This is a genomic window from Vibrio sp. Vb1166, from assembly GCF_033338695.1.
GTDB lineage: Bacteria > Pseudomonadota > Gammaproteobacteria > Enterobacterales > Vibrionaceae > Vibrio > Vibrio alginolyticus.
In genome coordinates, this window is the sequence record NZ_JAWOTE010000006.1 from 176,364 (window position 1) to 189,899 (window position 13,536).

Genomic DNA, 13,536 nt, shown 5'->3' on the forward strand with positions numbered 1-13,536 from the left:
ATGAACCAGACCAGCACGTTTAAACGGTTAATGTCTTACCCATTATCTCAACCAAAGCCAATGATTAAAGGACTCGCCTTGCTGTTTATTGCAGCGTTAGCTAGCGCCGGCGGCCCTTGGTTGATTCAATATTTCATTGATGAGCACATCGCTAAAGGTGACTATTCACAAAGTGTTCTGATTTCGCTAGCAGTAGGTTATATCGCTCTTCAGATCGTATCGGCAACATTCCAGTATTTTCAGTCATTGCAATTTAGCATTGTCGCGGCTAACACGATCAAAGCGATTCGTAAGCAAGTATTTTCTGGCGTGATTAAGCAGCCGTTATCTGCGTTTGATTACACTCCTGCTGGAAAATTGGTGTCGCGAATCACCAACGATACGGAATCTTTACAGCAATTTTATGAGCTTTTGATCGCGACCGTGGTGAAAAACGTGGTCATGATTGTCGTAATGCTTGGCGTTATGTTTTTCATGAGCTGGAAGCTCACACTCGTTGTGCTTGTATTGCTGCCGATCGTCATCGGCTTTATGTACTTGTTTAAGCAGCTAAGTACAGAAAGCTACCGAAAGATGCGTGACCTATTGACCGATATAAATGCGAATCTGAGTGAATCCATTCAAGGGATGAGTGTCATTCAATTAATGCAACAAGAAGAGCGTTTTAATAAACAGTTCAACGAGCTAACCGCAGAGCATCTGGTGGCATCTAAACGAGTGATTCGGCTAAACGGCTATCTGCTAAGACCATTAATGGACTTACTCGCTGGTCTTGCGTTGCTTTGCTTGGTTGCGATCTTTGGTTTTAATGGTATTGAGTTGATTGGTGTGGGGGTACTGTATGCATTTATCAGTTATCTTGCGCGAGTTACTGAACCACTAATTGAGATGACTCAGCAACTTGCTCTACTTCAGCAAGCGTTAGTATCAAGCGAACGTGTTTTTGAATTAATTGACGCGAAAGAACAAACTTACGGGGACAATCATCAACCATTAAGGTCAGGTGCTATCGAACTTAGAGATCTCACATTTAGCTACGATGGTAAACAGGACGTCCTAAAAGACATTTCGTTGAAGGCCAACCACCAAGACTTTATCGCGCTTGTCGGGCATACAGGAAGCGGTAAAAGCACATTAGCGTCACTGTTAATGGGCTTTTATCCAACGCAATGTGGCGAACTGCTCATAGATGGTCGTCCACTTAAAACATTAGGGAAAGACGTACTTCGCAAAGATGTGGCAATGGTCCAACAAGATCCACATATTCTCCCTGCTTCAGTCAGAGAAAACATCTCTCTCAGTCGGGCGGTTGATGACAATCAAATATGGGATGCGTTAGACAAGGTAGGTTTGGCAGAACAAATTCATCGTTACCCTAACGGGCTAGACACGCAGTTAGGTCAAGGCGAAACTAATTTATCTGCGGGTCAGAAACAGCTTTTGGCGTTAGCACGTGTGCTTGTGGTAAAACCTAAGATATTGATATTAGATGAAGCAACCGCAAATATTGACTCAGGAACAGAGGCTTTAATCCAAAAGAGCTTGGCGGTACTCAGACAAGACATGACGCTCGTTGTTATTGCTCATCGGCTGTCAACTATCCTAGATGCAGACCAAATCATTGTTCTTCATCATGGGGAGTTAGTCGAGAAAGGCACACACAAAGCACTCTTAACGCAAAATGGTCGTTATGCTCAAATGTATCAGTTACAGCAAGCAAACCGACACCTACAACAGATTGAAGAAGACACCAAGCAACTCGAAGAAGCGGTGTGATTTTATGCCCGTGCCTTCTTATATTTAGTCGGCATGGGCATAATTGGTGTAACTTCAAAATTTAGCCTTGTAAGCTTCCAATTTCTTCATAATGTGAACTAATTTTCTATTTCTTACCTATTATTGACATAACCCCTCGCTATATCACGCAAGGTCGTTGTAAAATCGTACGGTACTTAAGTCTACTGCCTGTGGCATTGGGCTGAATTCCGCTTTCTAATTATGCACATTAATCTCATGACACAAGTCCATGGACAAAGATAAGTTTACTAACATCTATCGCTTGCCTGGTTCGATTCAAATTCGTATCGGTAAATGGCAAAAGACGTTCCGCGGCACCTCTGATTTAGTTTTACATCAGGCGCTAATGGAGCGTAATAAGCAATTTAAGAAGCCAGACTTTTTACCTAAAGGCTGGTGTGTCACTCCTGTTGATGAAAACGACATTACCATTACGCATCACGGTAAATATATCCAAACCGTTATGCGCACAATGCTGGACAGAAAGGTCTCATACAAGCGACTGTTCCTATCTCGAATGAGTCTCGAAGATGGTGAAAAAGTGCTCCACAATTACAAGCTGGAGTGGGTAAGAAAACATAACCAGATCGCCAAAAAGTACAATCAAATTAAAAAGAAACAATATATGAACTTTGCAAGAGAAGAAGAGGAAACCCTCTACCCTTCGATTCCAAAGGGTGAGTTTGACAAAACATTATGGAACAAACTTGTCGTATCATCGTTTGGCCCGCAGAAAAAGTACAAAAACCCGCACTTTGTCCGTAAAGCCGATTTCTAAATAAACACCCCTAAAGTTAGGGGTGTTTATTTATACGTTAACTCACCAGTCGTAAGTTAAACTTGCAATAACATTTTGTCGGTCGCCATACCAACAAAAGCCATCACATGTCGCTATGTACTTTTTATCCGCGATGTTTTTAGCTGCGACTTGTAACTTGTAGTCGCCGATTCGATAACTGACCGTCGCATCCATTAAGAAATAACTTGGTACTTTTAGTCTCTCTTCATTGTCTCCGTATGACTCACCTGTATAGCGCGCGCCTAAGCCAACAGCAAAGCCATCAAGAGGTCCATCAAAGAAACGATAATGTGCCCAAGCTGATGATACGGTATTAGCCACTTGGGAAGGTGTTTTGCCAACCCATGCCTTATTGATGTCTTCTTTTATCTCTGCATCAACGTACGCAATGTTCCCGATCAATGTTAAGGATGGTGTCACATTAGCTACAGCTTCAAACTCAACGCCGTTATTTTCTATTTTTCCTATTTGCGTTAATTCACTCAAGTAGATACGAGCCAAGTTTTCTTTTGTTGCCCGATACGTTGCAATATTGAAATAACCATCAAATGAATCCGGTTGGTATTTCATACCGATTTCAAATTGATCACCGCTTTCAGGCTTCGCTGGCTTACCATTGCTGTCTTCTTGAATAATTGGATCAAAGTACTGAGAGTAACTAAAGTATGGCGTGAAGCCAGAATCAGAAATATAAGCCGTTCCCACGCTAAACGTCCACTCTCCATTATCGACTTTCGTGCGAGCACCCGTGGTAACATTATGTACTTCATTACTTGTATCGTCGTAACGTGCGGCCAATAACATCGCCCATTTATCGTTGATCAGCATATGATCTTGAAAGTAGACGCCGAGCTGCTGATTATCGATTTTCGTTCTTTGCTTATCGGTTTCGCTCAATGGTTGTAGCGTATTCGGATCGAGTAACATTATGTTATCCGAATAAGTAGGATTAAATACATTAAACCTAGGATCGGGCAAAGCTCCCATTGGTGTGTTTAATAATGCATTACCATTAGCAACTATAGGGTCATTGGCAAAATCTTTACCATCGATACTGATCATTTGAAAATCTATGCCCAACATCAAGTTATGCTCAACACTTCCCCAATTTACTTGGTGCATCAAACGATTATCGATATTAAAAGCATCAGATGACCCATCTTCTGTTGAAGCACCCCGAAGTATGGTTTTGCGTTCATTTGATGGGTCCAAAACCGGCCCCAACGCAGGCACATCAGCCGAGTAAACGTACGAATACATTTGTCTTAGCTTAACATCCATTTCGCTGTAACGAGCTGCTTGAATAAATGAAGTGGTATCATTAAATGCATGAGAAAACTCATAGCCTAAAGACACCTGCTCACGCTCAAACGTCTCCCAGTTAGGATTGCCTATCGCTAAACTATCACTGATCTTTCCATTTTTGTTTGGCGTTAACGTTCCTTCAACTGGCAAAAATTGCAGATAAGGATCTGAGTCGTCTTTTTGATAGCTCGTTAGAAAGGTAATTTCAGACGCCTCATTAAATTTGTACGTCATCGATGGAGAGAGAAGAATGCGCTCTGCTTCTACCCCACTAATTCTCGTCCCATTTTTTCTCGCTAACCCTTGAAAGCGGAAAGCTAGCTGCTCACTCACCTCAGAGTTTACGTCAAGAGAAAGTTGTTTACGGTCTTCAGAACCGTACTCCAAAGATACAAGTCCTGACCCCCCATCAAATTGAGGTCGCTTACTGACAACATTGATGACCCCACCAGGAGGGTTTTGCCCATAAAGAACAGACGCTGCACCACGTAAAACTTCAACCCTCTCTAACGCAAACGGATCTATTTGCCAACTATAGAAGCCAGAAGAATATAAACGGGTACCATCTTGATACAACCCACTGTTCGCCTGTTTAAAACCACGAATAATAAACCAATCTTGCTTGTTATCTTCGCCGAAATAATTAGTTTGAATGCTTGGTGTGTACTGTAGTGCGTCAGAAATGCTAATAGAGGCACGATCATCCATTTGCTCTCGCGTAACAACAGACACCGCTCTTGGAGTCTCATTGATAGCAATATCAGTTTTCGTCGCTGCCCGACTCTTCGCTCCGAGATAACTAAAATCAGGACCAACTGCACTGTCTTGCTGCTGTCCAATCACAACTATATTTTCATCTTCCTGAGCCAAGACATTTGGCGTTGATAAAGCTAATACAACCGCCATCGACGTTGGTGTCAGCATAAACTGCCGAGTCATATTCTTCTCCTTTTTGTCGGCAGCCAAACCAACCCTTCATGACTTCAGCGACCGCTGAAAGAAAAGCGAGTTACGGCATCGCCAGTTGTTTCCGTAAAAGACAAACCAGAGGTTTTGCATAAAGCACTCGCATAGGTTACGAATGCCACTACGAGTGCTTATTTGTATAAGTACTTTCTTGGTTGAGGCTTAGCTCATTTCTATAAGCGGCGTAAACCCCACATTAAATACAAACCGCCAATGAGAGACGCCATAAGCCCTGTTGGTATTTCTTGCGGGTAAAGGATCTGTCGTCCCAACCAATCAGCCAACAACATCACCCCTGCCCCCAGTATCGCGGCGCATAACATGTGTTGTGACGCTTTGTTAAAACCAAATAAGCGAGCTAAATGCGGAGCCAACAACCCAACAAAGCTAATCGGGCCAACAACCAATGTCGCACTGACCGTGAGACAAGCAACTAAAAGAAGCAGTATTGCGCGTGAACGATCAACTCGAATTCCAAGTGCTTTAGAGGAAGCGGCACCGACAGGAAGAATATCTAGCCATCTTACGCAGAGAAAACTCAACCCTATAAAGACAAGCGCAGATAAGGACAATGGGAGTAACGTTTCAACCGAAACATAGTAGGTAGACCCAGACAACCAAGCCAATGCTTGATAACTTCTTGGGTCACCAGTGGCTAGAATAAAGCTCTGTATTGCATTCATCAGTGCGGTTATTGCAATACCAGTCAACAAAATACGCTCCGGCTGAAAGCCTGACTTACGGTTTAGCAGCACAATGACTAATACCGTCGCTAATGCGCCTACGAGCCCGCCTAGAGAAAGAGTGAAAATTGACGAACCAAACCCAGTAAACATCGCGATGATCAATCCCATCGCTGTCCCTGAACTGATACCGATCACTTCAGGACTTGCCATTGGGTTTCCACTTAGGCGTTGAATCATGGTTCCAGCAATCGCTAACATTGCCCCCGCAATTGCTGCTGCAAATAATCTAGGTGCGCGCCATTCCAAAAAAATCCAATTTTGGCTAGCAAATAAATTTGTCCACCCTTCATTTTGCACAGCAACCGTGGCAAAAAGAACAACAGAAATTAACGTGCCGATCAACGCCAATGAGATCGCTTTAGGGTTTAGCTTATAAACATGTTGACGGTGTCGAGTTAACACTGTTTGAGTATGGCCCTGCGTCTTTTGTGATAAACGAGGTAACAGCCATAACAGTAGCGGAGCGCCCAGTGCAGCGGTTGCTGCTCCCGTTGGTATAAAACTCGCCATTATCCCTGGCAGTTGCTGAATAACCAAATCGGTTAAAGTCAATAACATGGCACCAATCAGCATTGATACCCAAAGCTTATGCTGGATTTTATTGATACCTATCAATCGAGTAATCGCTGGCGCCGCTAACCCGATGAAACCGATGATTCCTACGGCAGAAACCACCCAAGAAGTGATTAACACCGCAAGCCCAAGACAGACAAAACGCAACTTAGCTAGCGAGACACCTAAACTCTTGGCACCTTGCTCGGAGAGTTCCAACAGACTTAACGGCTTTGCAATCACAAATGCAACGACCGTAGCAAGTGCGATTCGAGGGGCAAGATACGAGAAATCTCCCCATCCACTCTGAACAAGCGAACCGGCTCCCCATATCATTAACCCATTCAGCTTTTCGGTATTCATCATCAGAATAACCGTACTTAATGATGCAAAGTACAGGTTTATCACTAACCCAGAAACGACGACAACCGTTGGAGATAACGCTCGTCGCCATGACAACAGCATCACCAACCCCATCGATATCACACCGCCGATGAGAGCAACCAAATTAGGCGCGATATCCAACATCCAAGGTGCGAATAGCGTAGCTAACATCAAAGCAAAACTTGAACCGCTCGCCACACCAAGTGTCGTGGGTGAAGCGAGAGGGTTACGCAGCACTTGCTGCATCAATACCCCAGCAACCGCTAATCCAGCACCAGATATAATCGTGGTGAAGACTCGAGGCCACCAGCTAAAGTGAAGTAAAACAGAATCGATAGATTGAAAGTTAGGCTCCCATAAACTGCTTAGAGCTAACGAAAATGAGCTTACTTGGTACAATTGGAAAGCACCAATAGAAAAGGTAAATGCCGAAAGTAACACCACAAAGCTTAAAGGCATCGTTTTCATTGTGTTAACTCCTCGACCTTACTCGCCGTAACTAACTCTGCGAAACGGAGGGCTGAAGGCATAGAACCAAAACTCCAAACGGGCGCGACTTGCATGACCTTTTCACCAGATTGTTGAACAACATATTGCCAAAATGGGTCTTGAGAGAGCTGCTCCGCTCCACCGTAAGGTAATGGCTCTACGATAACAATTTGAGCTTTTATGCCAGCTAACTTGTCGATGCCAACTAGGCTAAAGCCCCAGCTATTCGTCTTTTCATTCCATGCATTACTCAGCCCAATCTTTTCGATAGCCTGAGAGTAAAGACTATTTTGACCAAAAACACGTACGTGCTTTGTATCCATAAACTGAATCATTAGTAGTGGCGGCTGGCCTTTATTTATACGCTGTTTTAATAAAGACAAACGTTTTTCATATTGTTGGATAAGCGCCTCTGCTTCCGCCTCTCTTCCCAGCTCTTCACCAAACCTCCGAGTGAAACTGGTAAGTACCGACCAATCCGTAATTCCGCTTTCATATAAGTCAATGGTGGTAACCGGGGCGATATCAACTAAGCGATGCTTCATTGAGGAAAAGTACGGGGCAATAAAAATACGATCAGGTCTGAGCTCGTAAATGCGCTCTATATTGGGTTGAGTTCTTAACCCTACATCCTTCGTTTGAGGTGGTAACGGTGGCGATTTTACCCAAGCATCGTAATCTTGCCCTTGAGCAACGCCTACAGGTACGACCCCTAAAGCCAACATCGTTTCAGTTTGTGTCCAATCAACCGACATCACCCGAGGTGATGCGTCAGCTAGTGCTTGAAAAGAACTGACCAAAAGCGCACTAAGTGAGAGAGCGAAAGAGAAATGTTTAAGTCGAGTGTTTGTACTGCTCATTATTCCAACCTTTAGCTTGGCATCGCCACCGGATAACCCGCAGGGTGGTCAGAGATCATCATCTCTATCCCATATATGTCCCTCAACTTAGGTTCAGTAAACACCTGTTCAACATTGCCTTGTGCAATCAAATCACCTTGATGTAATGCAACGATGTAGTCGCAAAATCGTGCAGCCAAGTTGATGTCGTGTAATACGATGATAACGCCCAAGCCCAGTTCTTGACTGAGTTTAGAGATAAGCTTCAACATATCGACTTGATGGCTGATATCTAGCGCAGACAAAGGCTCATCAAGAAGCAAATACTCGGTTTTTTGGGCTAACAGCATAGCTAGCCACACACGTTGACGCTCTCCTCCAGATAACGTGTCCACTAAGCGATCTGCGTATTTTAGTGTGCCTGTCATCGCCATTGCTTCTTCAACAATGTCGTGATCTTTCTTACTCAAACGTCCAAGTAAACCATGCCATGGATAACGACCAAAACCGACTAAATCTCGACCTAAAATACTGTCGGTCACCGGAAGATGCTGAGGCAAGTAGGCAATGTGTTGGGCGAATTTTTTCGCTGAGAGATCGTTAATGCTCGTTCCATGCAGAACCACGTCACCAGCTGTGTATTGCTGTTGCTGTGCCAGCAACTTTAACAATGTGGATTTTCCTGAACCATTGTGTCCAACAAGGGCGTATGTTTTTCCGGGTTCAAATGTCACATCAAACGCTTTTAGCAATGACTTGCCTTCAATCTCAAACTGGAGTGCTTTAGCTTCCAACATCCCTACTTCACCTAATAGCCATTTACGAATAACAGTTATTCAAAGCTCTCATTCGTTGATCACGTTTGCCGTTCTTATTCAACAGAACGATTAATAAGGGAGGTTTTATATAACAACAAAGATACAAATGCAAACCGTTGTCATTATCATTACATCAACAAGATCATTGAGAGAATTGCTAAGTGTTAGTGATAATTTGCTCAGCTGAACTTCATTAGTAAATTATAGGCAGGTCAACGAGAGCAGCGGTCTCCCACTGCTCTCGAATAAATTTGAACGAATACTGCAGCGTATGAAGAAATGAAAAATGCCGCAGTGAATACATTAATGACGAGCGTCAGCGCCAAACTCTACTTCTTTATAGATATCGGCCAGCGACTTTTTACCTTGTTTGTCTTTGGCTGAACGCTTTTTCTTAGTTTGATAATGGTATTCTTGCTCCTGAAGTGCTTGTTCGTGCTCTTTTGCTGACTCAACAAACTCAGGATTTGCAAGTGCTTGTTGGCGTAAGCGGTTTACTCTTTCAAGGGTTTCCCACAACATACTTCACCTCCAAACTTATTACTGTATATAAAAACAGTATTGTTTAAATATTCCTCCTCGTCAATATTTCAACTTTGTTACTGCTCTTCACATTAACCCCAAGCCTGTATAGTGCTCGGGATATTTGTGGATGATTTGCTTTATATAACCTTGATGCTCTCGCAGAGCATCAACACATTCTCGAGATAACCATCCCTGATATACCCATTTTTCAAGTTCTAACAATGCGTATGGGATGGACCACGCTTGTCTGTACGGATGGTGCGTTGTCATAAAATCAAAGGCATTCGCGACAGCCGTAATTTGCGCGGCGATTGGTATATCATCATTGGTTAAACCATAAGGATAACCAGTGCCATTTAAGTTTTCGTACTGATAAGTAACCATCTGCAAAAACAAAGTCACACTCGGGTGAACCGGATTTCCGATACGGGCAACTATGTCATCCGCTGAATCGATACAACGCTCAATATGTTGAATCAATATCGCCTCTTGTTCTTGAGAGTAATTTGTTCGGCGGCTAGCAATTTCAACTGGCAGCTGACTATCACCGAGCGCATGGAACTGAGCAAAAATACCAATATCTTCGACCATTTCGTCATTCAGGTGATAACGATCCGCTAACTGCGTTGCGATAATTTGACTGTAGTACTTCATGCGTTTGGTATGCGCGTAATACTCAGGTGAATAGCCTGGCATCATACATTGCATTCGGTTCGCTAGCGTTTCTATCGCATTGACTACTTGAGTCTCTGATTCAACCGCAAATCGAATCATTTCGAAATAAGGTTTAAGACCATTCAGCGCTTCTAAACTAAACGCATCACGTTGAGTGGAGTTCAAAAATACAAAACCAGTAAAAGCTTTGTTGTCATAACAAGGAATAGCAGCCGACGACTGATATCCGTGTTTGAGTAAAATTTGAACCCGAGGACAGTGATTAATATCATGAAGGTCTTCGACGATACGAGGAACCGCGTTTTTAGAGGCAATATTAAGGTGGTGGAGTTTACGGAATGCTGATTCGTGATGGGCTAAACACCAAGTGTCGAACTCACTTTCTGCAAATGACTTGAGCACATCTTGGTCTGGGTGATATTTTGCAAATGACACCCTATCAATACATGGCAAGTGCGCCTGCATCCTGCCTTTTAGCGTTTGCAGTTGCTCGTTAAGCGGTTTTGCAAACGGGTAAAAACTCCGGTGCGCCATGCTTCACCTCCACACCAAAGCAGAGAAACAAGAAAAGCTCATTGTGTTGCAAATTCAATGGTATTTTGAGCGGTTTTCTCCACTTAAATTATCGATATACCACAACTTAAGTGTACGAAATAAAAGCACATTTCTACCAATTTTTTCACCGGATATCTTACGGTAATTTGATCCAGATTAAAAAAGCCAACGAGCGAAACTCGTTGGCCTAACAATACTGATTGATTACGATGGATTCAGTAACTAGAAGTTATTCAAAGAACGTTCTAAACAACTAGCCTAGAGCAGGAAGCACACCCAGCGTAATTAACACCTGAGCGAATACGATGCCAGTGCCAGCGATGCCCGTTATCACTAACGCACCTTGACCACCTGCGACGCGGTACTCCCCAGTAAAATCATCCGATTTACGAACCTTGATCACCATAACCAAAGGCAAAAAGATGGCTAAAATCGCTAAGGCAATCGCTGCATAGCCCAAAGCCATAATAAAGCCTTGAGGATAGAAAAGTGCGAAGCCTAGCGGTGGAGTAAACGTCACTAGTGCCGCAATCAAACGATTAGGCTTATCGTTACTTCCTTTGATGGTATCACCCAAAAATTCGAATAGACCCAAACTCACGCCAAGGAACGATGTCAACAATGCCAAGTCAGCAAACACACCAACAATGCTACCCAAATTTGATTGGTGTACTGTCTGAGATAGTTGACCAATCAGTGCGCTCAACCCTCCGTTCTCAACAAGCGTACTTTGGCTAACCACACCCAACGTCACGATTTGCCAAAAGATATAAATAACAAGTGGAATCGTCGAACCAATAATAACGGCTTTGCGTAAAGAAGAAGTGTCACCGTCTAAGTAATTCACAATTGCAGGTATACTTCCGTGGAAACCAAACGAAGTAAAGATCACCGGAATCGCCGCTACAACAAGGCCTTGTTCGATTGGCATACTTAACAAGTAAGATTCCGTAACGTTTGGAGCAAGAAAAGAAAGCACCGCAACCATCGCAACGAGCTTCATCGCGAACAGAACTCGGTTTACTTTATCGACCGTACCGGTACCCACTGTCACAACTAAAGTCACAACCAAGGTAAAGATTATCGTTGATGTAGGCCCTGAAATATCGAGGTCAAACCATTGTGCAAGGCGGTCTCCGAACTGAGCACCACCGCCAGCGATATACGCTGCACATAATGAGTAGAAAAGAAACAACATCGCAAAACTTGCCACCCACTTGCCTTTTTGACCTAGGATCTGTTTCGCCAAAGTATGAAGTGTAGCACTACTCTCCGCATGTTGATGAAGCTCAAGCATAAGCAAGGCAGTGAAAGCCATCAGAGCCCATAAGCCTAGCATGATGATAATAGAAGTTGAAAAACCAATGCCGGCAGAGGCAAGTGGAAGCGCTAGCATACCAGCGCCTATTGTAGTGCCCGCAATAATTAGCGTACTACCGAATACTTTAGAACGACTCATTGTATATTAATCTTTACACTTTATTAGAAATTATCAGTATTAGATCGGGCAACGGCGGACCGAAACCAACACCATATTTGTATTGCCGTCGATATTGTAGGATCTTTAGCAGAAGATCAAGCAAAGTGTAAGGATAAAAAACCACACATGTAAACTAAAATTTACACCCTGCTGATAGTTAACAATAACTGTGTGCATTCTTCCCTGTTCATGAACTTGGGAACAGGGTAATTCCAGTGCGCCTCTTTCAGAATTAAATCAACAAGCGCATCAGCATCTTCACGTTGAATGAGCGCACTGGTTTGCTCAATATCAATAGTTGAAAACAAGGACTCCAGATTCGCCAAAAAATGCTGAGCACTTGCGTTACCTAACTGCCCCTCGGCCGTCAACTCATCGAGCTTTCTTAGTTGAGGCTCAATCTCTGATAATGAAAAGCGCAGCACAGGCAACAAGGCTAATCCGTTTGCCATACCATGAGGTATTCCATATCTCGCACCGAATGTGTGAGCAAAGGCATGAACATAACCCAAACTCGCTTTGGTAAATGCTAAACCCGCGTAATAGGATGCCATAGCCATTTTATGACGAGCTTCGACATCATCCCCTTGCATCACAGCCCTAGGAAGATATTTAAAAATGAGTTTAATAGCGGCAACCGAATAAGCCATCGTTTCTTGAGTAGCGTTTTTCGATACATAGGCCTCAATAGCGTGGGTTAATGCATCAACGCCAGTATCAGCCGTGATCTTAGGAGGTAAACCAATCATTAAATTCGCATCTAAAGCTGCCATTAGTGGCACCAACTTTGGATCCATTAAAGGGGTTTTAATGTGTGAGGAGGGATCTGACACGACCGCAGCGATAGTAACTTCACTTCCGGTTCCAGCCGTTGTTGGAATAGCAAAAAGCGGTGCTGGCATTCGCCATACCTTCAATAGTCCAGCTAATTTTTTTATTGGCCGTTTATTGGTAACTTTCGCAGCAATAACTTTTGCACAATCCATTGCAGAGCCGCCACCCAAAGCTAATATGCCCTCACAATGAAAACGATGATAAGCCTCTAGACCGCTCTCAACCTGATCATAGGTAGGATCGGGCTTAACTTGCGAGAAAACATCTAACTGTAAATCGAGTTGTGCTGCTGCCTCAAGCACCTTATCTACAATACCGACTTGGACCAACCCTTCGTCGGTAACTAACAAAACGCGTTTAAATCCCAGCTCGGTCATCGATTCTAATAGCTCATTCATCGAACCAGGGCCGGAAAACAAGGTTGGTCTCGGCATAGGAAGGATAAGGGCTGCTATTTTTAACCCTGCGGTGTAACTCCGATATAAACGATGCTTCAACATACGAAATCCTTTTCATTTAGAGCTATCATTCTAGCTACTTTTACTACCTATGCTTACTTTGCAATCACACATTTTCAATAAACTTATCTCACTAAAAGGGCTAGCATCGCTGGGAAACCGTACCATTTTATTATCTTTCCTCAACGACATGAGCTACAGAGAAAATGTTTTCAACGACGCTCTATTGTCATGTAGTTAACAAGCTGCTTTCCCTATTACTCTGTTAGTTACAGAGCAAGCCTCGAAGAAGTCCTCTTATTTTTTGCCTTCAA

General features: G+C 43.4%; 10 protein-coding genes. 2 read left to right on the plus strand and 8 right to left on the minus strand.

What is annotated here, in order from left to right:
• Positions 1-1,776, plus strand: coding sequence for an ABC transporter transmembrane domain-containing protein (locus R7E51_RS09225; protein ID WP_017820634.1), 1,776 nt, complete (start codon positions 1-3; stop codon positions 1,774-1,776).
• A 250-nt stretch (positions 1,777-2,026) separates the two neighbouring features.
• A complete protein-coding gene (locus R7E51_RS09230; RefSeq protein ID WP_017820633.1) occupies positions 2,027-2,575 on the plus strand; it encodes an MSHA operon transcriptional regulator in 549 nt (182 codons plus the stop codon).
• 42 nt (positions 2,576-2,617) lie between these two features.
• On the opposite strand, the gene R7E51_RS09235 is transcribed toward R7E51_RS09230, so the two are convergent.
• From R7E51_RS09235 to R7E51_RS09270, 8 genes are all read right to left on the minus strand, one after another.
• Positions 2,618-4,840 carry a TonB-dependent siderophore receptor gene (locus R7E51_RS09235; protein WP_017820632.1) on the minus strand — a complete coding sequence of 741 codons (2,223 nt, stop codon included), beginning with the start codon at positions 4,838-4,840 and terminating at the stop codon, positions 2,618-2,620.
• A 200-nt stretch (positions 4,841-5,040) separates the two neighbouring features.
• The gene (gene fhuB, locus R7E51_RS09240; protein WP_017820631.1) at positions 5,041-7,017 is read right to left on the minus strand and encodes a Fe(3+)-hydroxamate ABC transporter permease FhuB; all 1,977 of its coding nucleotides are present in this window, start codon (positions 7,015-7,017) and stop codon (positions 5,041-5,043) included.
• Positions 7,014-7,898 carry an iron-siderophore ABC transporter substrate-binding protein gene (locus R7E51_RS09245; RefSeq protein ID WP_005377718.1) on the minus strand — a complete coding sequence of 295 codons (885 nt, stop codon included), beginning with the start codon at positions 7,896-7,898 and terminating at the stop codon, positions 7,014-7,016. The genes fhuB and R7E51_RS09245 overlap by 4 nt, the downstream gene beginning before the upstream one ends.
• An 11-nt stretch (positions 7,899-7,909) precedes the next feature.
• Positions 7,910-8,674 carry an ABC transporter ATP-binding protein gene (locus R7E51_RS09250; RefSeq protein WP_005389081.1) on the minus strand — a complete coding sequence of 255 codons (765 nt, stop codon included), beginning with the start codon at positions 8,672-8,674 and terminating at the stop codon, positions 7,910-7,912.
• Positions 8,675-8,998: 324 nt separating this feature from the next.
• Positions 8,999-9,217, minus strand: a complete 219-nt coding sequence (locus tag R7E51_RS09255) for a hypothetical protein (protein ID WP_005377723.1) — start codon at positions 9,215-9,217, stop codon at positions 8,999-9,001.
• Between the two features lie 87 nt (positions 9,218-9,304).
• Entirely contained in the window at positions 9,305-10,429 is a 1,125-nt protein-coding gene (locus R7E51_RS09260) for an HD-GYP domain-containing protein (RefSeq protein ID WP_054574122.1), read from the minus strand.
• Between the two features lie 274 nt (positions 10,430-10,703).
• Positions 10,704-11,909, minus strand: a complete 1,206-nt coding sequence (locus R7E51_RS09265) for an aromatic amino acid transport family protein (protein ID WP_017820629.1) — start codon at positions 11,907-11,909, stop codon at positions 10,704-10,706.
• A 161-nt stretch (positions 11,910-12,070) separates the two neighbouring features.
• The gene (locus R7E51_RS09270; protein WP_017820628.1) at positions 12,071-13,264 is read right to left on the minus strand and encodes an iron-containing alcohol dehydrogenase; all 1,194 of its coding nucleotides are present in this window, start codon (positions 13,262-13,264) and stop codon (positions 12,071-12,073) included.
• Positions 13,265-13,536 lie beyond the last annotated feature (272 nt).

Excerpts from the sequence above, each read along its gene's own strand:
- R7E51_RS09225 (WP_017820634.1), top strand. The coding sequence starts at position 1 with ATGAACCAGACCAGCACGTTTAAACGGTTAATGTCTTACCCATTATCT.
- R7E51_RS09230 (WP_017820633.1), top strand. The coding sequence starts at position 2,027 with ATGGACAAAGATAAGTTTACTAACATCTATCGCTTGCCTGGTTCGATT.
- R7E51_RS09235 (WP_017820632.1), bottom strand. The coding sequence starts at position 4,840 with ATGACTCGGCAGTTTATGCTGACACCAACGTCGATGGCGGTTGTATTA.
- fhuB (WP_017820631.1), bottom strand. The coding sequence starts at position 7,017 with ATGAAAACGATGCCTTTAAGCTTTGTGGTGTTACTTTCGGCATTTACC.
- R7E51_RS09245 (WP_005377718.1), bottom strand. The coding sequence starts at position 7,898 with ATGAGCAGTACAAACACTCGACTTAAACATTTCTCTTTCGCTCTCTCA.
- R7E51_RS09250 (WP_005389081.1), bottom strand. The coding sequence starts at position 8,674 with ATGTTGGAAGCTAAAGCACTCCAGTTTGAGATTGAAGGCAAGTCATTG.
- R7E51_RS09255 (WP_005377723.1), bottom strand. The coding sequence starts at position 9,217 with ATGTTGTGGGAAACCCTTGAAAGAGTAAACCGCTTACGCCAACAAGCA.
- R7E51_RS09260 (WP_054574122.1), bottom strand. The coding sequence starts at position 10,429 with ATGGCGCACCGGAGTTTTTACCCGTTTGCAAAACCGCTTAACGAGCAA.
- R7E51_RS09265 (WP_017820629.1), bottom strand. The coding sequence starts at position 11,909 with ATGAGTCGTTCTAAAGTATTCGGTAGTACGCTAATTATTGCGGGCACT.
- R7E51_RS09270 (WP_017820628.1), bottom strand. The coding sequence starts at position 13,264 with ATGTTGAAGCATCGTTTATATCGGAGTTACACCGCAGGGTTAAAAATA.